This is a genomic window from Amycolatopsis sp. VC5-11, from assembly GCF_037034185.1.
GTDB lineage: Bacteria > Actinomycetota > Actinomycetes > Mycobacteriales > Pseudonocardiaceae > Amycolatopsis > Amycolatopsis nivea.
On record NZ_JBAGKF010000007.1, the window covers coordinates 145,671 to 169,164 of the forward strand.

Below are 23,494 nucleotides of genomic sequence, written 5' to 3' on the forward strand. Positions count from 1 at the left end.
CCCCTGATGAACCCGTTGTGCGGCAACGGTCCCGACGCCCGGATCGCCGTGCGCGACGCGTTCGGCATCGATTCGAGCCTGGTCGTCCCGGCCTTTTCCGAGCCCGGCGAGCACGTGCCCGAGATCGATCCGGCCTACCGGTTCAACCCGGACGTGACGCTCGCGTTGCTGGCCGGGTTCGCGCACAACCGGCGCGTGCTCGTGCAGGGTTTGCACGGCACCGGCAAGTCCACGCACGTCGAACAGGTCGCGGCGCGGCTGAACTGGCCGTGCCTGCGGGTGAACCTCGACGGCCACATCAGCAGGCTCGACCTCGTCGGCAAGGACGCGGTGGTGCTGCGCGACGGCAAGCAGGTCACCGAATTCCGCGAGGGCATCCTGCCGTGGGCGCTGCGGCGGCCGACCGCGCTGATCCTCGACGAGTACGACGCGGGACGGCCGGACGTCATGTTCGTCATCCAGCGGCTGCTCGAACGGGACGGCAAGTTCACCCTGATCGACAGCAACACCGTGCTGCGCCCGCATCCGGGATTCCGGCTGTTCGCCACCGCCAACACCGTGGGGCTGGGCAATCTCAACGGGCTCTACCACGGCGTGCAGCGGCTCAACCACGCGCAGATCGACCGGTGGAACATCGTCGCCGCGCTGGATTACCTGGCGCCGGAAGAGGAAGCGGCGATCGTGCGGGCGCGGGTGCCGCGGACGACCGAGCAGTTCGCCGAAGCGATGGTGGCGGTCGCCGGGCTGACCCGCGAGGGGTTCCGGGCCGGTGACCTGTCCGCGCTGATGTCGCCGCGCACGGTCATCACGTGGGCGGAGAACTGCGAGATCTTCGGCGATCCGGCGCTGGCGTTCCGGTTGACCTTCCTCAACAAATGCGACGAGGCCGAACGCCCGGTCGTCGCCGAGTACTTCCAGCGCTGCTTCGACCTGGAGCTGGCCGCGGCGTGAGCACGCCCGAGACCCGGCGGCGCCAGCAAGTCGAAGAGCTGTCCGCGGCGGCGATCCGGGCGGTCAGCGGGTCGCCGGACGCGCATTTCCGGGGCGGGCGCTTGCACCGCGGCACCCGTCCGGTGCCGATGCCCGCACCGCATCTGCGTTCTGAAGACGAGGACGTGCAGTCCTTCCGCGGTGCGGCGGACGGGATGGCGCTGCACCTGAGCCGGTCGGATCGGGAGCTGCACAAGCGGTTGCGGCCCGAGGGCGGTGTCGAGCGGCTGCTGTTCGAGCTGCTGGAGCAGTTTCGGGTCGAGTCGCTGATTCCGGCTGGTTTGCCCGGCGTGACGGCGAATGTGCGGCGGCGGCACGAACGCTGGTCGCTGTCGGCGCACCACAATGGACTGACCGAGACGGCGCGCGGCGTGTTGATTTACACCGTCGCGCAGGTCGCGCGGGCGCGGATCACCGGCGAGCCGGTCGTGGAAGAGACCGAGGATCTGATCGAGGCGACCCGGGCGGCGATCGCGCCGATGCTCGGTGCGCACTTGGCCGGGCTTCGGCGGAACCGGGCCGATCAGGCGGCATTCGCTGAGCACGCGCGGGCGCTGGCCGAGGCGGTCGCCGGGTTGCTGGAGCCGGAGAAGTCCGAGGACGCCGACGACGAGGAAGACGACAGCGCGGCGTACGCGCTGCTGCTGGATTTCGACGACGAAACCGGCAGCGAGGAAGGCGGTACTGCGGGCCTCGGCGACCACAACGGACCGGTGGCGGCCGGGTCGTACCGGGTTTTCACCACCGACTACGACCGCGAGGACCGGGCGGGACCGTTGGTGCGGCCGGAATTGCTGCGCGAGTTGCGCGAACGGCTCGACGCCCGGGTGGCGAAGCAGGGCGTCAACGTGGCTCGGCTCGCGCGGGAACTCACGGCGGTGCTCGCCGAGCCGGAACGGTCCGGCTGGGACGGTGCGCAGGAGGAGGGCCAGATCGACGGCCGGGCTCTCGCGCGGTTGATCGCGACGCCCGGGGACCATCGGGTGTTCCGGGTCGAGCGGACCGAACCGGTCGCCGACGTGCTGGTCACCTTCCTGATCGACTGCTCGGGTTCGATGAAGGCGCACCGGGAAACCGCCGCGGTGCTGGTCGATCTGTTCGCTCGCGCGCTCGATCTCGCCGGGGCCAGTTGCGAAATCCTGGGCTTCACCACCGGTGCCTGGCACGGCGGCCGGGCGCGGCGGGACTGGATGCGCGCCGGGCGGCCGAAGCACCCTGGGCGGCTCAATGAGCGCCGGCACCTGGTGTTCAAGGACGCGGCGACCCCGTGGCGGCGCGCGCGGCGGGATGTCGCGGCGTTGCTCAAAGCCGATCTGTTCCGCGAAGGCATCGACGGCGAGGCGTTGGCGTGGGCGGCTGAACGGGCCCGGGCGTGCGATGTGCGGCGGCGGCTGGTTTTCGTGCTGTCGGACGGAAGCCCGATGGACGGCGCGACCGCGCTGGCCAACGAGGAGCGGTACCTCGATCGGCATCTGGTGCAGGTGGCCGACGGGCTGGAGCGGAGCGAGACGGAGGTGTACGGCATCGGGGTCGGGCTCGATCTCAGCGCGTACTACCGCCGCAGTGTGGCCCTGGACGCCGCGGAAGGCACGGGATTCCGTGCCTTCCGCGAGATCCTCGACCTGATGGCGCGCCGCTAGCCTGCCGGTTGAGCGACCGGCGGGACCGCGGCGGGTTCGTTGCGCTCCAAGGCGATCGGCGATCGCTGCTTGCCCGGAGCGAGCAGGCTCCAGCCGAAGACGATCACCAGGTTGACGCCCATCGACACCAGACCGGTGTTGAGGCCGCCGAGCGTCACGCCGGTGGCGTACAGGACGACCGCGGTCACCACGCCGACCACCATGCCGGTCGCGATCGCGGCCGTGCGCACCCGCCGGGCGAACAGGATCGCCAGCCAGCCCGGCACGACCTGGGCCAGCAGGTTGTAGGTCAGGTTCAGCACGGTGAGCATGAGCGTCGAGGCGGTCAGCGTGAGCACGGCGGCGAGCACCAGGAACACCGCCACCGCCACGACCGTCCAGCGCCGTTGTGCCGCGGGCCGGACGTTCGGGGCCAGATTGCGGCTGACCATGCCGCCGATCGCCAGCGCCGTCGCGGACAGCACCAGCACGCCGGACAACGCGGCACCGGCGGCTACCAGACCCAGAACCGGTTCCGGGAGAAGGCCTTTCGCGGTCACCATGAAGACCGTGTTCGGGTTCTTCAGCCCGGGGTGCTGCTTGAGGCCGTAGTAGGCGGCGAAGACGAGGAACGGGTAGATGAGCATGTACAGCGGCATCCACACCGTCGAACTCTTCACCGCCCGCTCGGAGCGCGCCGGGAAGACGTACGCGCCGCCGAAGCCGAGGTAGAAGACCACGCTCTGGAACAGGATCGTGGTCATCGCGAACCAGAGGTCCTGGCCGCCCATCGTGGTCTGTGCCCTGGCGAGCGCCTCCGGCCCGGTCACCCCGGAGGTCCCGCCGGCGACCAGCACCGCGGCGAGGCCGACGAGCACCACGCCGAGCAGCATGAACGCGTCCTTGAGGATCGACACGAACGCGGGGGAGCGGATGCCGGACACGGCGATGTAGGCGAACGCGATGATCCCGGCCAGGATGACGCACTGCACGGGCGTCAGTTTCAGCCCGAGGTTGCTCAGCACGACTTGCAGGCCGATGAACTGGTACTGGCCCCACGGCACGAGCGCGATCAGCATCGTCACGCAGGTGATCAGCTCCAGCGTCCGGCTGCCGTAGTGGCGGCCGAAGACGTCCGGGACGGTCATCGCGTCGTGTTTGCGCGCCGCGCGCCAGACCAGCGGGGCGAGGAAGTAGCCCAGCGAATAGGCGAGCAGGATGTAGCCGAGGAACCAGATCCCGTAGCTCGCGCCGTGCGCGTAGATGCCGCTCGGGAAGCCGATCATCGTGCCGATGCTGTACACCTCGCCGACGGCCAGGAAGTACAGCAGCCACGGCGGGAACGAACGGCCGCCGACCAGGAACTCGGAGATCCCGCCGCCGCGCGACGAACGGCCCGCCCACAGCGCGAGCAGGATCGACAGCCCCATCACGACGGCGACAATGAGAATCAGCATTACTGGTCCTCCTTCGCCGCGGGCGTGTCCGCCGGGTAGTGCTTGCGGTCGAAGAACCGCCAGCTGATCCACAGGCACAGCGTGGTCAGCGGGAAGCAGAGGAACATCCAGAAGAACACCAGCGGGAACCCGGCTACGGTCGCGGGCGAACCCGCCACCAGCGGGATTCCGCCGAGGACCGCCACCGCGGGGATGCCGAGCCCGATGCACAGGCTGGGCCAGCTCCGGATCATCGCGCACCCCCGGCGGGGACGGGATCGCGTTGCCAGACCAGCCGTCCGCCGATCACGGTGGCGTCGACGGTCAGGTCCCGGATCCGGCTCGGGTCCACTGCGGTCGGATCCTCGGACAGCACGATCAGGTCGGCGAGCTTGCCGACCTCGATGCTGCCCTTGCTCTCTTCCTCTCCGGCCAGGTACGCGGCGTCGATGGTGTACCCGCGCAGGGCGGCTTCGACGTCGATCGCCTGCTCCGGGCCGAGGAGCTGGCCGCTGCTGGTTTGCCGGGCGACGGCGCACCAGATGCCTTCCAGCGGCGGCACCGGCGTGACCGGGGTGTCGGAATGGAGTCCGAAGTGGATTCCGCGGGAGCGGGCCGACGCGAGCGGGCTGATCCGGCGAGCCCGCTCCGGGCCGAGGAAAACGTCCCGGTGCCGGTCGCCCCAGTAGTAGACGTGCTTGATGAAGAACGACGCGGCGATGCCGTTTTCGGCCATCCGGTCGAGCTGGTCCTCGCGGGCGGTCTGGCAGTGTTCGATGCGGTGGCGGCGGCCGGTGCCTTCGGGCGCGCCGAGGCGGGCGTAGCCGTCGATGATGGCGTCGATCGCGGCGTCGCCGTTGCCGTGCACGGCGACCTGCCAGCCCGCTGCGTCGAGGGCGGCGATGCGGCGGGACAGTTCGTCCGGTTCGAGCAGCATCATGCCGTGTTCGTCGGGGTCGCAGGTGTAGCCCTCGGCCAGGCAGCCGGTGCGGCCCTGGATCGAGCCGTCCGCGACGATCTTGATGCCGTTCATGGTGAAGCCGTCCGGATTGGACGGGTCCGGCGATTCCGGGGCGCCTTCGGCGAGGCCGGGCAGGAGGGTGTGGAAGAGGTAGCCGTGGATGCGGGTGCGCAGCTTTCCGGCGCTGGTGAGCATCCGGTACGCGGCGAGTTCCTGTTCGCCGCCGATGAGGCCGATTCCCGTGTCGTGGACCGAAGTCACGCCGTTGCGCAGGTACTCGGCGTCGGCGAGCTGGAGCGCCGCGGCCAGTTCGTCGGGGCCTTGCGACGGCATCGCGGAGTTGACCAGGAACGCCGCGGTCTCGATGAGGAGGCCGGTCGGTTCGCCGCGTTCGTCGCGGGCGATGGCGCCGCCGGGCGGGTCGGGCGTGGCCGCGGTGATGCCGACGGCCCGCAGTGCGGCGGAATTGGCCACGCTGAAGTGTCCGGTCACGTGGGTGAGCAGGACTGGGTTCCGCGGCGAAGCCGGGTCCAGGTCGTGCCGGGTGGGGTGCCGGTTGTCGGCGAGAAGCGTGTCGTCGTAACGGAAACCCTTGATCCATTCGCCGGGGCCGAAGTCGCGCGCCGCCTGCCGGACGCGGTCGGCGATGTCGCTGATCCGGTCGTTGGGCGGGCTTCCGGCGTCGACCGGGGCGGCCAGCGCCATGCCGAAGAACGAGGGATGGTTGTGCGACTCCACGAAACCCGGGACGACGGTGCGCCCGGCCAGGTCGAGCACGGTCGTTCCGGGACCGGCGAGAGCGGCGATCGAACGGTCGTCGCCGATCTCGGCGATCCGGCCGTCGCGGGCGGCGAGCGCGGAGGCCCGCGTCCCGCCTCGGTCCAGGGTCAGCACCGTGCCCCCGAGCACCACCAGGTCGGGGGCCGGACGAGCGGATACCGCGGGTTCGCCCACGATGGGACCTCCTTGTCCACGTGTCCTGCCCCAAGACAGTGCCGGGGGAGCTGGCCCGCGAACAGGTCCAGAAGGCGACGCGCGCGTGGGTCCAGTCAGCTGTCCAGCAGCTCCCGGCACAGGTCGCCGAGCAGCCGGATGCCCGGGTCGATCGCGGACGGCGGGGTGGCGGAGAAGCCGATGCGGAAGTGGTTGCGGGGCGGGTCGTCGCCGAGGAAGAAGATGTCGCCCGGTTCGATGAGGATGCCCAGTTCCTCCGCGCGCTCCACCAGGACCCGGCAGTCCAGTTCGGACGGCCCGGTCATCCACAGGCTGACGCCGCCGGGCGGGTACGGGCCCTGCGCCCACGGCAGATACTCGGCGACCGCGGCGGTGGTGGCGGTCCACTTGCGCATCAGCTTCGTGCGGTAGCGGCGCAGGGAGCGGTGGTACTCGCCGCTTTCGATGAGCAGCGCCAGCGCCCGTTGCAGCTGGCCCGGCGGGTGGCGCAGGACGTACCGGCGGGCCTCGCGCAGCGCGCGCACCAGTTCGCGCGGCCCGACCAGGTAGCCGAGGCGCAGGCCGGGGGAGAGGAACTTGGAGAAGGTGCCGAGGTAGACGGCGTCGCCGGTGTTGTCGAGCGCCTTCAACGCCGGGGTCGGGCTGCCCTGGTAGCGGAATTCGCTGTCGTAGTCGTCTTCGACCACCACGGTGCCGGACGCGGCGGCCTGGGTGAGCAGCTGGCGGCGGCGGCCGATGCTGAGGGTCGCGTTGGTCGGGTGCTGGTGGCTCGGGGTGAGGTAGAGGAGGTCGACCCCGTCGAGCGATTCGGGCGGTTGCAGGCCGCGGGAGTCGACGTCGATCCCGGTCACGCGGGCGCCGGTGCGGAGGAAGATGTGCCGCGCGTCGAGGTAGCCGGGGTTTTCGATGGCGACGACCTGGTCCGGTCCGAGCAGCACGCGGCCGAGCAGGTCGAGGCCCTGCTGCGAGCCGACGGTGATCAGCACCTCGTCCGGGTCCGCCTCGATGCCGCGGGTGGTGAGCAGCTGGCGGCAGACCATCTCGACCAGCATCGGGTCGTCGGAGCCGACGCTGTCCTGCAGGCTGTGGAAGACGTGCGGGCGGTAGAGGGCGTCGCGGAGGCAGCGCGTCCACGACCGGGCCGGAAATGCGGTGATGTCGACCTGCCCGGCGAGGAACGGGTACGGATAGCTCGCCCAGTCGGTGCGTTTCTCGATGTGCGCGACGCCGGCGTCCGGGAACCGGCGCACCCGGGCCGCCCAGTCGATCCGCGATTCGGTGTCCCGTTCCTCCACCGCGCAGTGCGGGCGCATCTCGGTGTTGACGAACAGCCCGCTGCGCTCGCGGCTTTCCACGTAGCCCTCGGCGACCAGCTCCTGGTAGGCGAGGTTGATCGTGTTGCGGGAGACGCCCAGCTCGACGGCCAGTTCCCGCGAGCTGGGCAGCCGGCGGGCCGGGTCGAACGTGCCGATGGCGATGCCGTGCTCGATCGCCCGCCGGACCTGGCGGTACAGCGGTTCGTCCGACGAGCGGTCGATCTCGATCAGCGTGCGTGGCACGTGCGTTCTCCCAAGTGGCCGGCGTGCAGCGGGGTGGGCTGAAACGTAACTCGCAGTGGCCGGTTTTCCCACCCCGCCGCGCTGCGCCGGGCAGGCTCAGGCCAGCGCGTCGGCGACGTCGGTGAACGGCAGGCCGTGCGCCACGGCGACCGGCTCGTAGGTCAGCGCCCCGGCCACGGTGTTCACGCCGCCGCGGAGTTCGGGCGTGTCCTGCACCGCGGTGCGGAGGCCCTTGTTCGCGATTTCGAGCGCGTAGGGGAGCGTGACGTTGGTGAGCGCGTGCGTGGAGGTGTGCGGGACCGCGCCCGGCATGTTGGCCACGCAGTAGAACACCGACTCGTGCACCCGGAAGGTCGGGTCGGCGTGCGTCGTCGGACGCGAGTCCTCGAAGCAGCCGCCCTGGTCGATCGAGATGTCCACGAGCACGCTGCCCGGCTTCATCCGCGAGACCGTCTCGTTGGACACGAGGCTCGGCGCCTTCGCGCCGGGGACGAGGACCGCGCCGATCACCAGGTCGGCTTCCAATACCGCCTGCTCGATCGCGTACGAGTTCGCCGCGGCGGTGCGGATGCGGCCCTGGTACATCCGGTCGGCGGCGCGCAGCTTGTCGACGTTCTTGTCGAACAGCACGACGTCGCCCCAGGTCCCGGCCGCGACGGCGACCGCGTTCATCCCGGCGACGCCCGCGCCGAGCACGACCACGCGGGCCGGCGGCACCCCCGAGACGCCGCCGATCAGCACGCCGCGCCCGCCGTTGACGCGCATCAGCGTCTGCGCGCCGACCTGCGGGGCCAGCCGTCCGGCCACCTCGCTCATCGGGAACAGCAGCGGAAGGGAGCCGTTGGGCAGCTGGACCGTCTCGTAGGCCACCGAGGTGGTGCCCGCGTCGAGCAGGGCCTTGGTGCAGGGCTCGCTCGCGGCGAGGTGCAGGTAGGTGAACAGCAGCTGATCCGAACGCAGCCGGTGGTACTCCTCGGCGACCGGCTCCTTGACCTTCAGCACCAGGTCCGCGGTGCCCCACACGTCGTCCGCCTGGTCGAGCAGCTTCGCGCCGGCGGCCGTGTAGTCCTCGTCGCGGATCGACGAGCCTTCGCCCGCGCCGCGTTCCACGAAGACCTCGTGGCCGGCCGAGGTGAACTCGTGTACTCCGGCCGGCGTCGCCGCCACCCGGTATTCGTGGTTCTTGACCTCGCGAGGCACACCGATCTTCATCGCCTGCTCCCATCTGCCGTGTCTGGTGCGGTCGAGAGTGCGGGACGACTGGCCACGGCGAAAGTGCCAGAAACCGCTCGGTCGACGGGTCCAGACGACGGCCCTTCTGGACCTGTCAACGGGCACTGTTCTGGCTCTGTCCCTTGGGGCCAGGGGTCGGGATCCTGCTCGGGGAGCACTGCCGTCCGCGAGGGAGTTTGCGAGATGACCATGGCCCCTCTGGCCGAGACCTGGCGGGACCGCGTCGGCGGCGCCCGCCCGCGGATCGCGCTCGCCGACGGCGCCGACCCGCGCGCCGTCACCGCGGCCGCGCACCTGGCCGAACGCGGCGAAATCGAGCCGGTGCTGGTCGGACCCGCGGACGAGATCGCCGCAGCCGCGGCAGAGCTTGGCTTTTCAGTGCCACCTTTCCTGGACACGGCGGAACTGGCTGCCGACGACGCCGTCCTCGCGCGGCTGGCAACCGCGTTCCCCGACCGGGTGGAGACGGTCCGCACCGATCCGGTCGCCCTCTCCGCCGCGCTGCTCGCACTCGGCCGGGTAGACGCGTGCCTGGCAGGCGCGACGCGGCCCACTTCCGATGTCCTCCGGGCCGGCCTGCGAATCGTCGGCCTCGCTCCCGGCGTCCGGACTCTCAGCAGCTGCTTCCTGATGCTGTTGCAGGACGGCCGATCGCTCACTTTCGCTGACTGCGCCGTGGTTCCCGAGCCGGACGCGGAGGCACTGGCGGACATCGCCGTCGGCGCGGCTTCCACGCACCGGGCGCTGACCGGAACCGAGCCCGTCGTGGCGATGCTTTCCTTCAGCACCCAAGGCAGTGCCAAGCATTCCGCGGTGGACAAGGTCCGGCAGGCGACTTCGCTGGTGCGGGAACGACTGCCCGGCGTGGCGGTGGACGGCGAGTTGCAATTCGACGCCGCAGTCGTGGACGCGGTAGGGGTGGCGAAAGCGCCGCGGTCGACCGTCGCCGGGAGGGCGAATGTACTGGTGTTCCCCAACCTTGACGCGGGGAACATCGCTTACAAGATCGCCGAACGGCTGGGCGGAGCGACCGCGCTGGGACCGATCCTGCAAGGCGTCGCGGCACCGCTGCACGACCTGTCCCGCGGCTGCAGCGCGGCCGACATCGAGACGATGGCCCTGATCAGCGCAGTGCACGCGGTGACCGGCCGGGAAGTGGAGGGGGTCCGATGACGCGAGCGGTGGAACTGGTCGTGCTGGACATGGCAGGCACGACAGTCCGCGACGACGGCGCGGTCGAGGCAGCGTTCTCGGCGGCCCTGGAAGCAGTCGGGGTGCCCGCGGACTCGCCGGAGCGCGAGGATGTGGATGCCTACGTCCGCGACACCATGGGACAGTCGAAGATCGAGGTCTTCCGGGCGCTGTTCCCTGCGGACGGGGTGGCGGAGAAGGCGAATCAGGTTTTCGAGACTGCTTTTGCTTCGCAGGCTATCGAGGTTGCCGCGCCGCTTCCGGGTGCGGAGGAAGCGATCGACAAGTTGCGCGCGCAGGGCCGCCGGGTGTGCCTGAGCACGGGCTTCTCGGCAGCGACCCGCGATGCACTGCTGGAGCGGCTCGGGTGGACGGACTTGGCGGATCTGGTGGTGTGCCCGGCTGATGCGGGCGGGCGAGGCAGGCCGTTCCCGGACATGGTGTTGACTGCGGTGCTGCGCTTGGGAATCACCGACGTCCGCGCGGTCGCGGTCGCGGGGGACACCGGCTTCGACATGCTGACCGGCCGACGAGCGGGTGCATCGGTGGCGGCTGGGGTGCTGACCGGGGCGCACGACGAGGCGACGTTGCGGGCACACGGGGCGACGCATGTGCTGGGGTCGGTGGCTGAGTTGCCTGCGGTGCTTGAACTCTAGCGAGGCGTCGCCGTATCAGGCGGGCGGCGCGACCGCAGTAGCGATCAACGCCCGTGCCGCGATCTCGATCCGTTCTTCGTCCCCGGTCACGATGCGGTCCAGGCACAGCCCTCGCAAGCCCGAGATCAGCAGGCTCGCCCGGGCCGCCGCGTCGGGTTCGGCGTAGCCCAGTTTTCGATACACCGGCACCAGCGGGTCCACCATCGCGGTGATCGCTTCTCTCGCGACGGTCAGGTAGCGCTCCGGCTGGGTCGGGGCCAGTGCGAGGACCTGGAAGAGGATGTGGATCGGCCGTTGCTGGCGGCCCCGGGTGATCGCGTGCCACAAAGCGTGCGCCGCGGCGGCGAGGGATTCCTCATCGTGCACGGAGCGGAAGAGTTCGGTGACGTCCGGGCGGCTCGCGGCGATCGCTTCGGTGATCAGGTTTTCCCTGCTGCCGAAGTAGTACAGCAGCATCCGCTTGCTCGTCCCCAGCGCTTCGCCCATCGGCGCGAGCGACAGGTCCGCCAGGCCGTGCGTCGCCAGGTAACCCACGGCCTGCTCGAGCAGTTCGGCGCGACGGCCGGTTCCGGAATCCACCCCTTGACTGTACCGATCGGTACGCCGTACCGTCCATTCGTGTACCGATCGGTACATGGGCGAGGAGGGCTGATGGCGGGCAAAGCACTCTCGGTGGCGATCGTCGGCGGCGGGATCGGCGGGCTGACGCTCGCACTCGCGTTGCGGCAGCGCGGGATCGGGGCGGAGGTCTACGAACGGTCGGCCGAACTGCGCGAGGTCGGGGCGGCGGTGGCGCTGGCCGCCAACGGGTCCCGGATCCTCGGGCGGCTGGGGTTGCGGGACGAGCTGGCCGCGTGTTCCGCGGTGCCGACGGAGCTGGTCTACCGGCATTGGCGGAGCGGGCAGCGGGTGATGGCGTATCCGGTCGGGGACAGCTACGAGGAGCGATTCGCCGGACCCTATTTCGGGGTGCACCGGGCGGACTTGCAGCGGATCCTGGCGGACGCGTGCGGGAAGGTCCATCTTGGACGGCAGGTGACCGGCGTCGGTGCGGACGGATCGCGGTATCGGCTCGAATTCGCCGACGGGACAAGCGAAACCGCCGATGTCGTGGTGGGCGCGGACGGGGTGCACTCGACGGTGCGCGTGTGGGTGGACGACGCGCCGTTCGCCCGGTACTCGGGTTCGAGCGGTTTTCGCGGGCTGGTGCCGGTGGAGCGGCTGCCGTCGTTGCCGGACGCGGGGGCGATCCAGTTCTGGATGGGGCCGGGCGGGCATCTGCTGCACTACGCGATCGGCGACGGGTCGGTGGTGAATTTCCTTGCGGTGCTGGACGAACCGGACGTGTGGCCGGGGGAGTCGTGGACCGAGGACATTCCCCGGGAGCGCATCGAGGCGGCGTTCGAGGGCTGGCATCCGGCGGTGCGCGAGATGGTCGGCGCGACGACGCTGTATCAGCGGTGGGGGTTGTTCGGCCAGCATCCGCTCAACCGCTGGCACCGCGGCGGCGTGGTCCTCCTCGGCGACGCGGCGCACGCGATGCTGCCGCACCACGGGCAGGGCGCGAACCAGACGATCGAGGACGCGGTGACGCTCGCCGAATGCCTGGCACGGGACTCACGCGACGCGGCACTCGCCCGGTACGAGAAGCTGCGGCGGCCGCGGACCCGGGCGGTGCAGCGGAGCTCGTGGGTGGCGAATGCCTTGCTGCACCTGCCGGACGGTCCGGCGGCGGAGGCTCGGGACGCCGCATTGGGGCGGATCGGGGAGACGGTGGAGTGGATCCACGCGCACGACGCGCTGGCTGCGGCGGGGCGCGGCTAAGCGGCTCCGCGAATTCCGGGGTTGGGCGGGCCGCTGCTCCGGCGGGCGGGCGCATTCATGCGGTCCCTTCGCAAGGGGCTAGGCGGCTCCCCGGATTCCGAACCGGCCGGGGGGCTAAGCGGCTCCCTTTTCCGCCAGCGCCTTGAACTCCGCGCTCGTCAGCACGTCCGCAGTGGACTGGGCGAGAACAACCAGCGTCGCCGCGTGCACTTCCGCGGCGGACATCGGGCCGTGGCCCAGGTCGGGGTGGTCGTAGGTGGCGCACGCGTCGGACAGCACTCCGGTGCGGAAGTCGCGGAACATCGCGTCGCGGATGGTGGCGTGGACGCAGTCCTCGGTGGTCACTCCGGTGGCGATCAGGGTGTCCACGCCGCGTCCGCGCAGCTGCATTTCGAAATCCGTGCCGTAGAAGGCGCTGTAACGGTGCTTGGGGATCAGCGGTTCGTCCGGGCGGCGGTCAACTTCGGAGTACAGCGCGGCGCCAGGCGTGCCCTCGATGAGCGCGGTGCCGGCGGCGATCGGAGGGTACAGGTCGGCGAACCGGCCCATGTCGGTGCCGTCGGGGCGGTGGACGTGCGCGGTGAAGAACACTGGGATGCCCGCGTCGCGGCAGAACCGGATTGTGTCGTTGAGGGCCGGGATCATCGCGCGGCCTGCCGGGGATTCCAGCGGGGCGCCGGGTGCCAGGAAGTCGTGCTGCATGTCGATGACGACCAGCGCGGTGCGGGCCGGATCGACGGTGGACAAGCGGTAACCCATGGAACGCTCCTTCCGCGGAGGTCCATGAAGTATCACGGGTTGTCGTCGGTCGTCAAGAAAGCGACAGAGCGCGTCAGGCGTCTTCGATCTGCGCGGCGACGGTGTGCAGGGACTCGATCAGCGCCTGGGTGGCCGGGTTCAGCCGCCGGCCGGCGGCGAGGGTCAGGCCGACGCTGTGGCCGATGTTCTCCAGCGGCGTCGGCAGCGTGACCAGCCGCGGGTCGTCCATGCCGAGCAGGCCGGGGAGCGCGGCGACCATGGCGGTTTCGGTGAGCAGCTGCCGCACAGTCAGGAACGACGTCGCTTCGACGCGGTTGGCGGGCAGGTCCAGGCCGTGCTGGGCGAAGAGGCTTTCCAGCTCCTGGCGCAGCATCGTCTCGGTGCCGGGCACGATCCACGGGAACTCCGCCAGATCCTCCAGCGAGACGCTCCCGCGCGCGGCGAGCGGGTGGTGCGCCCCGGCGACGACGCGGATCGACTCCTGGTACAGCGCCCGCCGCCGGGTGTCTTCGGTGCCGGGGCCGCTCAGCCTGCCGACGATGACGTCCACCCGGCCCGCGGTCAGCTCCACCAGCAGCGACTCCGGCGTTCCCTCCCGGACGACGACCGTGACCAGCGGATGGTCTTCCTTCAGATGCGCGATGGCCCGCGGCAGCAACAGGTTCGAACCCGCGAGATGGATGCCCGCGACGACCCGGCCGCGGGTCGCGTCGGCGATCTCCACGACGTGCCGCGCCGCGTGGGTGAGCTGGGCGAGCACGGCGCGCGCGTGTTCGGTGAACGCGGTCCCGAACTCGGTCGGCGTGATCCCGCGCGGCCCGCGTTCGTAGAGCGGCACGCCGAGGATCGCTTCGAGATCGTGCAGGCCGCGCGTGACGACCGGCTGCGTGACGTGCAGCGCGGCCGCCGCGCCGACGACGCTGCCCTGCTCGGTCAGGGTGTCCACCAGCACGAGGTGCCTGAGCTTGAGGCGGCCGTCGAGCAGGCGGGGCATCTCCATTCCGGCGACATTACTGTCCGGCTCGGCTTCCGGCGTCACGAGAGGGCGAGCCGGATCAGGGCCTGGCCGAGCGCCGAGGCGGGGTCGGCCAGGTCGAGGAAGACGTCGAAGTGGTTCCGGCCGGGCACGACGGTCAACGAACCGGCGGCAGGCCAGTGTGCGTGGAAAGCCTTGCTCTGCCGATGGAATCCCGCGGCTTCGTGTTCCGCGACCGCCACGTGCAACGGCACGGGGCCTGGCGGCGCGAGGATCGGGCTGAGCGCCTCTGCACGGGTCGGGTCGAGGGACAGCCACGCGTTGGCGAACGAATCGACCAACGGGCGGAGGTCGAAGAGCCCGCTGATCGCCATCGCGCCTTTGACGACGTCCTCCGGCAGCCCGGCGGCGCGCTGCCATCCGGCGACGGCGGTCATCGCCGCCAGATGCCCGCCGGCTGAGCTGCCCACGACGTGGATGCGGTCCGGGTCGAGGCCGTGCGCGGCGCCGTGGTGGTGCACCCACGCGACCGCGGCGCGGACCTGACGCACGATCTCCTCCAGCGGCGCCGCGGGAGCGAGCGTGTAGTCCGGCACGACAGTGGCGACTCCGGCGTCAGCCAGCATTCGCGCCGGGAACGCGGTGTCGTGGCGCGAGAGCATCCGCCAGTAGCCGCCGTGGATGGCGAGAACGACGGGGCGCAGCTGCCCGGGGGAGATGCCCCAGACGTCGAGCCGTTCGGCGCTGAGCGGGTCGAAAGCCAGGTCGCGAACGCCTGCCAGACCGGCGGTCGCGGATTCGGAGGCGGAGCGGTAGCGGGCCATCACGGCGTCGAACTCGGCCTCGGTCACCGTGCCCTGCGCGCTGTAGTCCCGATCGACGTTCGGATGGTTCACGGGACCCATCCTTCGCCGCCGCTGTCATGCCTGACCAATGCCCATTCCGACGAAAGCCATGCCGCTACAGGCATGGGCGAGACATGTCCGGACAGCTATGGCAGCGGCGGCAAAGAGCATTGGCGAGGCATTCCGGACGTCCCTACGGTCAGCTTCATGGCTGCGGAACTCCACAACGTCGTCGGCGGGACCCGGGTCGCCGGGCGGCGCACCTTCGAGAAGATCGACCCGGTCGACGGGTCGCTGGTCGCGCACGTCCACGAGGCCGGTCCGGACGTGGTCGACGCGGCGGTCGCGGCTGCGCGCGCCGCGGCGGACGGGCCGTGGGGACGTGCCTCGGTCGCTGAGCGCACCGCCTTGCTGCGCCGGATCGCCGACCGGATCGAGGAGCGGTTCGAGGATTTCGTCGCCGCCGAGGTCCGCGACACCGGAAAACCGGAGCACCTGGCGCGCGACTTGGACGTGGCGCGGGCGGCGATGAACTTCCGTTCGTTCGCCGACACGATCGCGGCGGCCGGTCTCGACTCCTTCCTGACCGATCTGCCGAACGGCCGGAAGGCACTGAACTACGCGGTGCCCAAGCCGCTGGGCGTGGTCGCGGTGATCGTGCCGTGGAACCTGCCGCTGCTGCTGCTGACCTGGAAGGTCGCGCCCGCGCTCGCGTGCGGCAACGCGGTGGTGGTCAAGCCGTCCGAGGAGACGCCGTCGACCGCGACCTTGCTCGCCGAGGTGATCGCGGAGGCGGGTGCGCCGGCCGGGGTGTATAACGTCGTGCACGGCTTCGGGCCGGACTCCGCCGGCGAGTACCTCACCACTCACCGCGGCATCGACGGCGTCACGTTCACCGGTGAATCCAGGACCGGCTCGGCGATCATGCGCGCGGTCGCTCCGTCGGTACGGCCGGTTTCCTTTGAACTGGGCGGAAAGAACGCCGCGGTGGTGTTCGCGGACTGCGATCTCGAGAAGACCCTCGACGGCCTCGCCCGGTCGGTTTTCCTGAACACCGGGCAGGTGTGCCTGTGCACGGAACGGGTCTACGTCGAGCGGTCCGTCTTCGACGCGGTCGCGAACGGGCTCGCCGAGCGGGCGAAGGCGTTGCGCCTGGGCCGGCCGGGCGATCCGGACACCACGACCGGGCCGTTGATATCCCAGCAGCACCGGAAGAAAGTCCAGTCCTATTTGGACCTCGCGGTCGCCGAAGGCGCGACGGTGCTCGCCGGCGGCGCGGTTCCGGAACTGGGGCCGGACCTGGCGGGCGGGTCGTGGATCGAACCGACGTTGTGGACCGGGCTGGACAACTCGGCGCGGGTGGTGCGCGAGGAGGTCTTCGGACCGGTCGCGGCGCTGATCCCGTTCGACACCGAGGACGAAGCCGTCCGGCTGGCGAACGACACCGACTACGGGCTCGCCGCCGCCGTGTGGACGACGAACCTCGAGCGCGGCCACCGGGTCGCGCAGCAGATGCGGGTCGGGATGGCCTGGGTCAACACCTGGTACCTGCGCGATCTCCGGTCGCCGTTCGGCGGCGTCGGGCTTTCCGGCATCGGCCGCGAGGGCGGCCTGCACTCGATGCACTTCTACACCCAGCCGACGAATGTGTGCGTGCAGCTATGACGATCGAGGACCACGCCGCGCGGCTGGACCGGGCGACCGCTACCGGGCAGGCGATCCCGCAGCTCACCAGCGCCGGGCCGATGAGCCTGGAAACCGCGTACGCCGTGCAGCACAAAGGAATCGCGCTGCGCGAAGGGCGCGGGGAGCGGCTGGCCGGGGTCAAACTGGGCTTCACGAGCAGGGCTAAGGCAGAGCAGATGGGCGTCTCGGACGTGATCATCGGCTCGCTGACCGACCGCATGCAGATCGAGGACGGCGGGACGTTCGACGTCGGCCGCGGGGTGCATCCGCGCGTCGAGCCCGAGGTCGCGTTCCGGCTCGGCCGCGACGCCGAGATCGTCGCCGTCGCGCCCGCGCTGGAAATCATCGACAGCCGGTACCGCGACTTCAAGTTCAGCCTGGCCGACGTCGTCGCCGACAACACCTCGGCGTCAGCGTTCGTGCTCGGCCCGTGGACCCGGCTCGACCAGGTGGACGCGCTGGCCGTGGACCTGCTTTTCGACGGCGAGGTCGTCGCCACCGGCTCGACCGCCGACATCCTCGGCGACCCGCTGCGGGCGCTCCCCGCCGCACAGCGGATGGCCGCCGCGTACGGGCACCGGCTGCTCGACGGTTCGGTGCTGCTGGCCGGTGCGGCGACGGCGGCGGTCGCGCTGCAGCCCGGGACGCACGTCGAGGCGCGGGTCGCCGGTCTGGGTTCGGTTTCCGTTCACACGATGGAGGGATGAGCGTGGCGCAAGCCCATGTCGTCGCCGGGAAGGCGACGCCGCGCGGGCGGTTCCCGCACGTGAAAGTGGTCGGGGACCTGGTGTTCGTCTCCGGCACCAGCAGCAGGCGGCCGGACAACACGTTCGCCGGCGCGGAGGCCGACGAGTTCGGCGTGACCACTTTGGACATCCGGGCGCAGACGCGCGCGGTGATCGAGAACATCCGCGACATCCTGGCCGCGGCCGGCGCGGGGCTCGAAGACCTCGCGCAGCTGACCGTGTTCCTGGTCACCATGAACGATTTCGGCGGCTACAACGAGGTCTACGGCGAGTTCTTCGACGAGAACGGCCCGGCCCGCACCACCGTCGCGGTGCACCAGCTGCCGCATCCGCATCTGCTCATCGAGATCCAGGCGATCGCCCGGATCCCCGGCAAGGAGGAACGATGACCGCCATCCCGCCCGTGTTCGACTTCGCGAAGTGGATCAAAGAGCACGAGGACGAGCTGAAGCCGCCGGTCAACAACAAGCAGATGTGGGCCCCGATGGGCGATTTCATCGTGCAGGTCGTCGGCGGGCCGAACCAGCGCACCGACTTCCACCTCGACCCGTACGAGGAATGGTTCTACCAGTACAAGGGCGACATGCACGTCAACCTGATGACCGACGACGGCCCGCAGCGCGTCGACATCCGCGAGGGCGAGATGTGGATGCTGCCGCGGAACGTGCACCACTCGCCGCAGCGTCCGCAGGAGGGCTCGATCGGGATCGTGATCGAGCGCATCCGGGAGGAGGGGACGCTCGAGAAGTTCGTGTGGTTCTGCCTGGAGTGCGACGCGAAGGTGCACGAGGTCGAACTGCAGGTGCGCGACATCGTCGACGACCTGCCGCCGGTGTTCGAGCAGTTCTACGAGTCCGAGGAAGCCCGGACCTGCGGGGCGTGCGGCACGCTGCACCCGGGGAAGGGCTGAGCGTGCGCGCGATCGACGTCCACAGCCATTTCGTCCCGCACGGCTGGCCCGACCTCGGCGAGGGAATGCCGTGGCTGCGCGCGGAAACCGAACGCGAGGCCATGATCATGGTCGGTTCGGAGGAATTCCGCCGGATCCGGTCCGACTGCTGGGACGCCTCGGTCCGGCTGCGCGACATGGACGCCGACGGCATCGAGGCGCAGGTCGTCTCGCCGACGCCGGTGTTCTTCGGCTACGACACCAGCCCGGGCCAGGGCGAGAAAATCGCCCGGGTGTTCAACGACCTGGCGCTGGAAATCTGCGCGCCCGCGCCGGACCGGCTGGTCCCGTTCTGCCAGGTTCCGTTGCAGGACACCGACGCCGCCTGCCGCGAACTGGACCGCGCGGTCGCGGCCGGGCACCGCGGCGTGGAGATCGGCAACCACGTCGGCGACCGAGACCTCGACGACGCGGGCGTGGTGACATTCCTCCAGCACGCGGCTTCGCTCGGCGTCCCGGTTTTCGTGCACCCGTGGGACATGCCGGACGCGCCGCGGCTGGACCGCTGGATGGCGCGGTGGCTGACCGGAATGCCCGCGGAGACGCACCTGTCGATCATCGCGATGATCCTCGGCGGGGTGTTCGACCGGGTGCCGCCGAGCCTGCGGATCTGCTTCGCCCACGGCGGCGGGTCGTTCGCGTTCTGGCTGGGGCGGCTGGAGAACGCTTGGCACCAGCGGGCGGACATCATCGCCAAGTCGGAGAAGCCGCCGTCGGAGTATGTCGGACGGTTCAGTGTCGATTCGGTGGTGTTCACCGAGCCGGCGCTGCGGAACCTGGTCGACACGCTGGGGGCGGAGCAGGTGATGGTGGGGAGCGATTACCCGTACCCACTGGGGGAGCGCCCGGCCGGCGGGGTGGTGCGACGGGCGGAGTTCCTCGACGAGGCCTCGCGGGAGTTGCTGTTGCGGGGCAACGCGAAGCGGTTCCTGGCGGGAACGTCGGTGCCTGCTTCTTCGGCCGTCGACGGCTCTTCTTCGGGGAGGGGATGATGGTACGTCGCCATGCTGCAGACCTGCGGAATGTCTGCAGCATGGTGTCCGAGCCGCGACTTTGCGCCCTTGTCGATGCTCAGACGTGGATTGAGGAGTCAGCGGACGACGGAGGAGGCCCAGGCGCGGTGCCGTTGTGGAGCGCGACGAACACGTGCTGCCGGTGCCATGCGTAGTACTTGTCCCGCTCGGTGTTCCACCACGTGCTGGAGCGTCCTTCGAGCCGGTCGCGGACGAATTCCGCGACGGTGGGGGATTCGGCGACGATGTCGCTGACCAGGATCTCGCCGCTCTCGCCGACGGAGATATAGCCTCGTTCGAAAAGGCTGTCGCAGCCGAGAACGCATGCGAGCATGCCGACGTTGTCGAAATCCTTCCGTTCTTCCTCCGTGCAATGCGCTCGTTTCTTGATATGCGCGCCGACGAGGAAAGCCGCCGGGATGTGCTTGCCGCACAATCCGCAGGTGTCGCCCGCCAGTTCGACGAGCCGCTTCTTCAGGAGAGGATGCTCCCGCCGCCAGCTCGCGGTCCGGGTGCCGTCGGTCGGGCCGTCCGGTGCGGTCGTCGCGCGGACCCGGCGGGTGAAGGCCTCGCAGGCGACCAGGAGATTGCCGGTGTCCAGAAGGTTCACGAGCTCGGCCAGATCGTTTGCCTGATCGCCCTTCACCACGGTGAACCCCTGGACGAAGGCGTTGTCGCTCCAGCCGAGGGCCGCGCGGATCTCCTCGATGGGCAGCGTCACCTCGCGGAGATTGACGAGCGCGAACATGAGTTCCCAGGTGAGCCCGTTCGCGTCGAAGCCCCAGAGCCGCTCGGCTAAGGCCCGGTTGCGGAACGGGAGGGCGATGTGCCCCGCGAGGTAGATCCGCTTCTGGCCGTAGAAGAACACCGCGTCGCCTGGCGCCAGCTTCTCCCATTTGCCGATGTTGGTGCCGCTGACGCCAGGTGTCGCGCCCCAGAACTGTGCGGTGCCGTCGGGAAAGACCTCGTGCAGCGCGGCCAGGACCGGAGCGTCGATGACGTCCGCGTGGTCAGTGAAGCGGACCCTGGTGTCGATAGTGTCGTGGTAGTGCTGTGCCACGTCGCGGTCGTTGCGAGCCGCTGGCTGGAGCGCGATCCTCATCAGCGCTCCGATCCGAGGCGGTCGTACTTCTGCGCGGATCCTCGAGCCAGGTCGACGGGGTATTTGGCGCCGTTGACGGCGATCTTCTCGGACAGGGCGGCGGAGACGTCGATCTCGAGCACGTCGGCCAGCCGAAGCAGGTAGGCCAGCACGTCGGCGATCTCGTGGCGGACCTGCTCGGCGGCGTGCGGGTCGTCCATGATCCGCGCGGACTCCGCGGGCGACAGCCATTGGAAGAGCGCCGTGAGCTCGCCCGCCTCCCCGGCGAGAGCCATGACCAGGTTCTTCGGGGTATGGAACTGATGCCAGTCGCGGGACGACGCGAACTCGCGCAACTCCTGGGTCAGCTCATCAAGATCCATGATTCGGACCTTACCGAAGTCTGCCTCGCGAGATCGCGAAAACGACTCAGGTCGCTGAGCGGTCGGGGGTCAGGAGATCCCGAGGTGGTCCCGCAGCGTAGGCCCGCTGTAGTCCTCCCGGAACACCCCGCGTTCCTGCAGCCGCGGCACCACCTGGTCGGCGAACTGGTCCAGCCCGCCCGGCGTGACGTGCGGGACCAGGATGAAGCCGTCCGACGCGTCGGCCTGGACGAGGTCGTTCATGGTCGACGCGACGGTCTCGGGGGAGCCGATGAAGTTCTGCCGTCCGGTGACCTCGATGATCAGTTCCCGGCTCGACAGGTGCTTCGCTTCCGCCAGCTGCCGCCACTCGTTGGCGGTCGCGACCGGGTCGCGGTGCATGCGGACGCTCGCGCGGCCCTTCGAGATCAGGTCGCCGACCACCGGGTCGAACGACGGCAGCGGGCCGTTCGGGTCGTGGCCGCTGAGGTCGGTGTTCCAGAGCTGTTCGAGGAACTTGATCGCGGTCTGGTCGCTGACCTGCTGCAACCGGACCTCGTGGGCGAGTTCGTGCGCTTCGGCGTCGGTGTCGCCCAGGACGAACGTCGCGGCGGGGAGGATGACCAGTTCGTGCGGGGCGCGGCCGTATTTCGCCAGGCGGCCCTTGACGTCCGAGTAGAACGCTTGGCCCGCTTCGAGGGTGCCGTGCCGGGTGAAGATGGCGTCGGCGGTCGCGGCGGCGAATTCGCGGCCTTCTTCGGAGTCTCCGGCTTGGATGGTCACTGGGCGGCCTTGTGGGCTGCGCGGGACCGGGAAGCGGCCGGAGATGTCGAAATGGGCGTCGTGGTGGGCGAAGTCGCCGCCGTCGGCCAGGAAGCGGCCGGATTCCTTGTCCGCGAGCAGTTCGCCGCCGCGCCAGGAGTCGAAGAGTTCCCACGCCGTGCGCAGGAAGGTTTCGGCGCGCGAGTAACGCTGGTCTTGCGGCAGGAAGCCGCCGCGGCGGAAGTTTTCGCCGGTGAAAGCGTCCCACGACGTCACGACGTTCCACGCGGCCCGGCCGGCGGAAAGGTGGTCCAGGGAGGCGAACTGGCGGGCCACCTCGAACGGTTCGTTGAAGGTGGAGTTGATGGTGCCGGCCAGGCCGAGCCGGTCGGTGACGGCGGCGAGCGCGGACAGCACGGCGAAGGTGTCCGGGCGGCCGACGACATCGAGGTCGTAGATTTCGCCGTTCTGTTCCCGCAGGCGCAGGCCTTCGGCGAGGAAGAAGAAGTCGAACTTCGCGCGTTCGGCGGTCTGGGCCAGCTTGACGAACGAGCTGAACTCGATGTGGCTGCCCGCTTCGGGATCGCTCCACACGGTGGTGTTGTTGACCCCGGGGAAGTGCGCGGCGAGGTGGATTTGCTTGGCAGTCATGGAAATCTCCCGGGACTCAGGCGGCGTAGCGGTTGGCCGGGCGCGGCAGGCCGAGCAGCCCGCGCAGGGTCGAGGCCTCGTATCCGGAGCGGAACGCGCCCCGGTCGCGCAGTTCGGGGACCAGCGCGCGGGTGATGGCGGTCAGGTCGTGCGGCAGCGCGCCGGGGCGGAGCCGGAAACCGGTCAGGCCGGCGGCGTGCCAGTCGAGCAGGAGGTCGGCCAGCTGGGCCGGGGTGCCGGTGAAGACATGCGCGTCCGAGCTGAACTCGGCGCGGTCGTCCAGGCGGGCTTTGCGCTCGGCCGCGGCCTGCGAGGTTTCGTCGAGGAAGACCACGAGGTCGGCGAAAACCTGAAGGGGCGCACCGATTTCGTCGATGATCGACGCGGCGTGCGCGCGGTCGTCCGGGGTCACATACACGACGTCGGCCTGGCGGGCGGCGAGGCGATAAGCGTCGGGACCGTGCGCGAGTGCGGCGACGATCGGCTGGCCCTGCGGAGGGCGCGGCGTGATGGACGGGCCTTTGACAGCGAACCAGCGGCCCTCGAAGTCGATGTAATGCAGTTTGTCGCGGTCGATGAACCGGCCGGTCGCGACGTCGCGGATTTCGGCGTCGTCCTCCCAGCTGTCCCACAGCCGGCGCAGCACCTCGACGTAATCGGCGGCTTCCTCGAACAGTTCAGGCACTTCGGGCGGCGTGCGGCGGCCGAAGTGCCGGAACTCCTCCGGACTCCCGGACACCTGCACGCGGACCCCGGCGCGGCCGGTGCTCACGTAGTCGAGCGTCGCGATCGCCTTCGACAGGTGGAATGGCTCGGTGTGGGTGACGACGGCGGTCGGGATCAGGCCGATATGCGACGTCAGCGGCGCGATCCGCGAGGCGAGCAGCACGGCGTCCAGGCGGGTCTGCGCGCGGTCGGCGCGGGCCGTCGGCTCGGCGGGGTCGCGCAGGGAGAGGAAGTCCTCGAAGGTGACGAAGTCCAGGTGCGCGGCTTCGGCTTCCTGGACCAGTTCGGTCCAGTATGCGGCGCTGAGCAGGTCGGCCGGGCGGGCGTCCGCTTCGCGCCACGCGGCCGGGTGCCAGCCCGCGCCTTCCAGCGCGACGGCGAGCCGTGGTCCGGTAAGCCCTGTCATGCTGCGTCCTTTCCCCGTGGATGCCAGCAGTGTGGCGCGGAAACCGAGGCGGACGCGACGGCAACCAGTTTCTGGGACAGGCGGCCGGAGCGGGAATAAACCGGTTGCC

At 70.2% G+C, this 23,494-nt stretch carries 23 protein-coding genes; 10 read left to right on the forward strand and 13 right to left on the reverse strand.

All coding sequences use genetic code 11. The features are described 5' to 3' along the window. Positions 1 to 6 precede the first annotated feature (6 nt). Positions 7 to 951 carry an AAA family ATPase gene (locus tag WA670_RS22325; protein WP_037814384.1) on the forward strand — a complete coding sequence of 315 codons (945 nt, stop codon included), beginning with the start codon at positions 7 to 9 and terminating at the stop codon, positions 949 to 951. Next, on the forward strand, positions 948 to 2,630 hold the full coding sequence (locus tag WA670_RS22330; RefSeq protein WP_275291921.1) for a cobaltochelatase CobT-related protein: 1,683 nt from the start codon (positions 948 to 950) through the stop codon (positions 2,628 to 2,630). Before WA670_RS22325 ends, WA670_RS22330 begins: the two co-directional genes overlap by 4 nt. Here the strand turns inward: WA670_RS22330 and WA670_RS22335 are convergent. From WA670_RS22335 to ald, 5 genes are all read right to left on the reverse strand, one after another. Continuing rightward, positions 2,627 to 4,066: a sodium:solute symporter family protein gene (locus WA670_RS22335; protein WP_275291922.1), complete on the reverse strand. Its 1,440-nt coding sequence runs from the start codon at positions 4,064 to 4,066 to the stop codon at positions 2,627 to 2,629. The genes WA670_RS22330 and WA670_RS22335 overlap by 4 nt on opposite strands. Then, positions 4,066 to 4,299 carry a DUF3311 domain-containing protein gene (locus WA670_RS22340; protein ID WP_037814381.1) on the reverse strand — a complete coding sequence of 78 codons (234 nt, stop codon included), beginning with the start codon at positions 4,297 to 4,299 and terminating at the stop codon, positions 4,066 to 4,068. Before WA670_RS22340 ends, WA670_RS22335 begins: the two co-directional genes overlap by 1 nt. Continuing rightward, positions 4,296 to 5,960: an amidohydrolase gene (locus WA670_RS22345; RefSeq protein WP_238606660.1), complete on the reverse strand. Its 1,665-nt coding sequence runs from the start codon at positions 5,958 to 5,960 to the stop codon at positions 4,296 to 4,298. Before WA670_RS22345 ends, WA670_RS22340 begins: the two co-directional genes overlap by 4 nt. A gap of 95 nt (positions 5,961 to 6,055) precedes the next feature. After that, positions 6,056 to 7,519 carry a MocR-like pyridoxine biosynthesis transcription factor PdxR gene (pdxR, locus tag WA670_RS22350; RefSeq protein WP_037814380.1) on the reverse strand — a complete coding sequence of 488 codons (1,464 nt, stop codon included), beginning with the start codon at positions 7,517 to 7,519 and terminating at the stop codon, positions 6,056 to 6,058. 96 nt (positions 7,520 to 7,615) lie between these two features. Further along, the gene (ald, locus tag WA670_RS22355) at positions 7,616 to 8,731 is read right to left on the reverse strand and encodes an alanine dehydrogenase (RefSeq protein ID WP_037814379.1); all 1,116 of its coding nucleotides are present in this window, start codon (positions 8,729 to 8,731) and stop codon (positions 7,616 to 7,618) included. A gap of 204 nt (positions 8,732 to 8,935) precedes the next feature. Here ald and WA670_RS22360 point away from each other — a divergent pair, with 204 nt between their 5' ends. Together WA670_RS22360 and WA670_RS22365 are read left to right on the forward strand one after the other, a co-directional pair. Beyond that, positions 8,936 to 9,925, forward strand: coding sequence for a phosphotransacetylase (locus tag WA670_RS22360; protein WP_134733946.1), 990 nt, complete (start codon positions 8,936 to 8,938; stop codon positions 9,923 to 9,925). Further along, a complete protein-coding gene (locus WA670_RS22365; protein ID WP_037814377.1) occupies positions 9,922 to 10,599 on the forward strand; it encodes a phosphonatase-like hydrolase in 678 nt (225 codons plus the stop codon). The genes WA670_RS22360 and WA670_RS22365 overlap by 4 nt, the downstream gene beginning before the upstream one ends. Before the next feature lie 15 nt (positions 10,600 to 10,614). On the opposite strand, the gene WA670_RS22370 is transcribed toward WA670_RS22365, so the two are convergent. Beyond that, positions 10,615 to 11,178 carry a TetR family transcriptional regulator gene (locus WA670_RS22370; RefSeq protein ID WP_037814375.1) on the reverse strand — a complete coding sequence of 188 codons (564 nt, stop codon included), beginning with the start codon at positions 11,176 to 11,178 and terminating at the stop codon, positions 10,615 to 10,617. 72 nt (positions 11,179 to 11,250) lie between these two features. Between WA670_RS22370 and WA670_RS22375 the strand changes: the two genes are divergently transcribed. Continuing rightward, positions 11,251 to 12,423: an FAD-dependent monooxygenase gene (locus WA670_RS22375; RefSeq protein WP_336158753.1), complete on the forward strand. Its 1,173-nt coding sequence runs from the start codon at positions 11,251 to 11,253 to the stop codon at positions 12,421 to 12,423. 114 nt (positions 12,424 to 12,537) lie between these two features. On the opposite strand, the gene WA670_RS22380 is transcribed toward WA670_RS22375, so the two are convergent. From WA670_RS22380 to WA670_RS22390, 3 genes are all read right to left on the reverse strand, one after another. Next, a complete protein-coding gene (locus WA670_RS22380; protein WP_037814372.1) occupies positions 12,538 to 13,182 on the reverse strand; it encodes a cysteine hydrolase family protein in 645 nt (214 codons plus the stop codon). Positions 13,183 to 13,255: 73 nt separating this feature from the next. Beyond that, positions 13,256 to 14,182 carry a LysR substrate-binding domain-containing protein gene (locus WA670_RS22385; RefSeq protein ID WP_043838096.1) on the reverse strand — a complete coding sequence of 309 codons (927 nt, stop codon included), beginning with the start codon at positions 14,180 to 14,182 and terminating at the stop codon, positions 13,256 to 13,258. 35 nt (positions 14,183 to 14,217) lie between these two features. Further along, positions 14,218 to 15,054: an alpha/beta hydrolase gene (locus WA670_RS22390; RefSeq protein WP_275291924.1), complete on the reverse strand. Its 837-nt coding sequence runs from the start codon at positions 15,052 to 15,054 to the stop codon at positions 14,218 to 14,220. Between the two features lie 156 nt (positions 15,055 to 15,210). Between WA670_RS22390 and WA670_RS22395 the strand changes: the two genes are divergently transcribed. The 5 genes from WA670_RS22395 to WA670_RS22415 are packed head-to-tail and all read left to right on the forward strand — an operon-like array spanning position 15,211 to position 19,376. Continuing rightward, the gene (locus WA670_RS22395) at positions 15,211 to 16,668 is read left to right on the forward strand and encodes a 2-hydroxymuconic semialdehyde dehydrogenase (protein WP_336158754.1); all 1,458 of its coding nucleotides are present in this window, start codon (positions 15,211 to 15,213) and stop codon (positions 16,666 to 16,668) included. Further along, entirely contained in the window at positions 16,665 to 17,396 is a 732-nt protein-coding gene (locus WA670_RS22400) for a 2-keto-4-pentenoate hydratase (protein ID WP_336158755.1), read from the forward strand. Before WA670_RS22395 ends, WA670_RS22400 begins: the two co-directional genes overlap by 4 nt. After that, positions 17,393 to 17,824, forward strand: coding sequence for a RidA family protein (locus WA670_RS22405; protein WP_134733941.1), 432 nt, complete (start codon positions 17,393 to 17,395; stop codon positions 17,822 to 17,824). The genes WA670_RS22400 and WA670_RS22405 overlap by 4 nt, the downstream gene beginning before the upstream one ends. Continuing rightward, positions 17,821 to 18,345 (forward strand): 3-hydroxyanthranilate 3,4-dioxygenase, encoded by a 525-nt coding sequence (locus tag WA670_RS22410; protein ID WP_134733940.1) that lies wholly within the window; start codon positions 17,821 to 17,823, stop codon positions 18,343 to 18,345. Before WA670_RS22405 ends, WA670_RS22410 begins: the two co-directional genes overlap by 4 nt. A gap of 2 nt (positions 18,346 to 18,347) precedes the next feature. Beyond that, positions 18,348 to 19,376 carry an amidohydrolase family protein gene (locus tag WA670_RS22415; protein WP_336158756.1) on the forward strand — a complete coding sequence of 343 codons (1,029 nt, stop codon included), beginning with the start codon at positions 18,348 to 18,350 and terminating at the stop codon, positions 19,374 to 19,376. Positions 19,377 to 19,455: 79 nt separating this feature from the next. Here the strand turns inward: WA670_RS22415 and WA670_RS22420 are convergent, their stop codons facing one another. The 4 genes from WA670_RS22420 to WA670_RS22435 all read right to left on the reverse strand — a co-directional run bounded on the left by WA670_RS22420 (position 19,456) and on the right by WA670_RS22435 (position 23,385). Beyond that, a complete protein-coding gene (locus tag WA670_RS22420; RefSeq protein ID WP_336158757.1) occupies positions 19,456 to 20,499 on the reverse strand; it encodes a hypothetical protein in 1,044 nt (347 codons plus the stop codon). Further along, a complete protein-coding gene (locus WA670_RS22425) occupies positions 20,499 to 20,861 on the reverse strand; it encodes a nucleotide pyrophosphohydrolase (protein WP_336158758.1) in 363 nt (120 codons plus the stop codon). Before WA670_RS22425 ends, WA670_RS22420 begins: the two co-directional genes overlap by 1 nt. Positions 20,862 to 20,930: 69 nt before the next feature. Further along, positions 20,931 to 22,253: an NtaA/DmoA family FMN-dependent monooxygenase gene (locus WA670_RS22430; protein ID WP_336158759.1), complete on the reverse strand. Its 1,323-nt coding sequence runs from the start codon at positions 22,251 to 22,253 to the stop codon at positions 20,931 to 20,933. Positions 22,254 to 22,269: 16 nt separating this feature from the next. Next, a complete protein-coding gene (locus WA670_RS22435; protein ID WP_238606652.1) occupies positions 22,270 to 23,385 on the reverse strand; it encodes an LLM class flavin-dependent oxidoreductase in 1,116 nt (371 codons plus the stop codon). Between the last annotated feature and the right edge of the window lie 109 nt (positions 23,386 to 23,494).

Excerpts from the sequence above, each read along its gene's own strand:
- ald (WP_037814379.1), bottom strand. The coding sequence starts at position 8,731 with ATGAAGATCGGTGTGCCTCGCGAGGTCAAGAACCACGAATACCGGGTG.
- WA670_RS22360 (WP_134733946.1), top strand. The coding sequence starts at position 8,936 with ATGACCATGGCCCCTCTGGCCGAGACCTGGCGGGACCGCGTCGGCGGC.
- WA670_RS22430 (WP_336158759.1), bottom strand. The coding sequence starts at position 22,253 with ATGACTGCCAAGCAAATCCACCTCGCCGCGCACTTCCCCGGGGTCAAC.
- WA670_RS22335 (WP_275291922.1), bottom strand. The coding sequence starts at position 4,066 with ATGCTGATTCTCATTGTCGCCGTCGTGATGGGGCTGTCGATCCTGCTC.
- WA670_RS22435 (WP_238606652.1), bottom strand. The coding sequence starts at position 23,385 with ATGACAGGGCTTACCGGACCACGGCTCGCCGTCGCGCTGGAAGGCGCG.
- WA670_RS22340 (WP_037814381.1), bottom strand. The coding sequence starts at position 4,299 with ATGATCCGGAGCTGGCCCAGCCTGTGCATCGGGCTCGGCATCCCCGCG.
- WA670_RS22425 (WP_336158758.1), bottom strand. The coding sequence starts at position 20,861 with ATGGATCTTGATGAGCTGACCCAGGAGTTGCGCGAGTTCGCGTCGTCC.
- WA670_RS22325 (WP_037814384.1), top strand. The coding sequence starts at position 7 with ATGAACCCGTTGTGCGGCAACGGTCCCGACGCCCGGATCGCCGTGCGC.
- WA670_RS22395 (WP_336158754.1), top strand. The coding sequence starts at position 15,211 with ATGGCTGCGGAACTCCACAACGTCGTCGGCGGGACCCGGGTCGCCGGG.
- WA670_RS22385 (WP_043838096.1), bottom strand. The coding sequence starts at position 14,182 with ATGGAGATGCCCCGCCTGCTCGACGGCCGCCTCAAGCTCAGGCACCTC.
- WA670_RS22410 (WP_134733940.1), top strand. The coding sequence starts at position 17,821 with ATGACCGCCATCCCGCCCGTGTTCGACTTCGCGAAGTGGATCAAAGAG.
- WA670_RS22365 (WP_037814377.1), top strand. The coding sequence starts at position 9,922 with ATGACGCGAGCGGTGGAACTGGTCGTGCTGGACATGGCAGGCACGACA.
- WA670_RS22375 (WP_336158753.1), top strand. The coding sequence starts at position 11,251 with ATGGCGGGCAAAGCACTCTCGGTGGCGATCGTCGGCGGCGGGATCGGC.
- WA670_RS22420 (WP_336158757.1), bottom strand. The coding sequence starts at position 20,499 with ATGAGGATCGCGCTCCAGCCAGCGGCTCGCAACGACCGCGACGTGGCA.
- WA670_RS22405 (WP_134733941.1), top strand. The coding sequence starts at position 17,393 with ATGAGCGTGGCGCAAGCCCATGTCGTCGCCGGGAAGGCGACGCCGCGC.
- WA670_RS22380 (WP_037814372.1), bottom strand. The coding sequence starts at position 13,182 with ATGGGTTACCGCTTGTCCACCGTCGATCCGGCCCGCACCGCGCTGGTC.
- WA670_RS22400 (WP_336158755.1), top strand. The coding sequence starts at position 16,665 with ATGACGATCGAGGACCACGCCGCGCGGCTGGACCGGGCGACCGCTACC.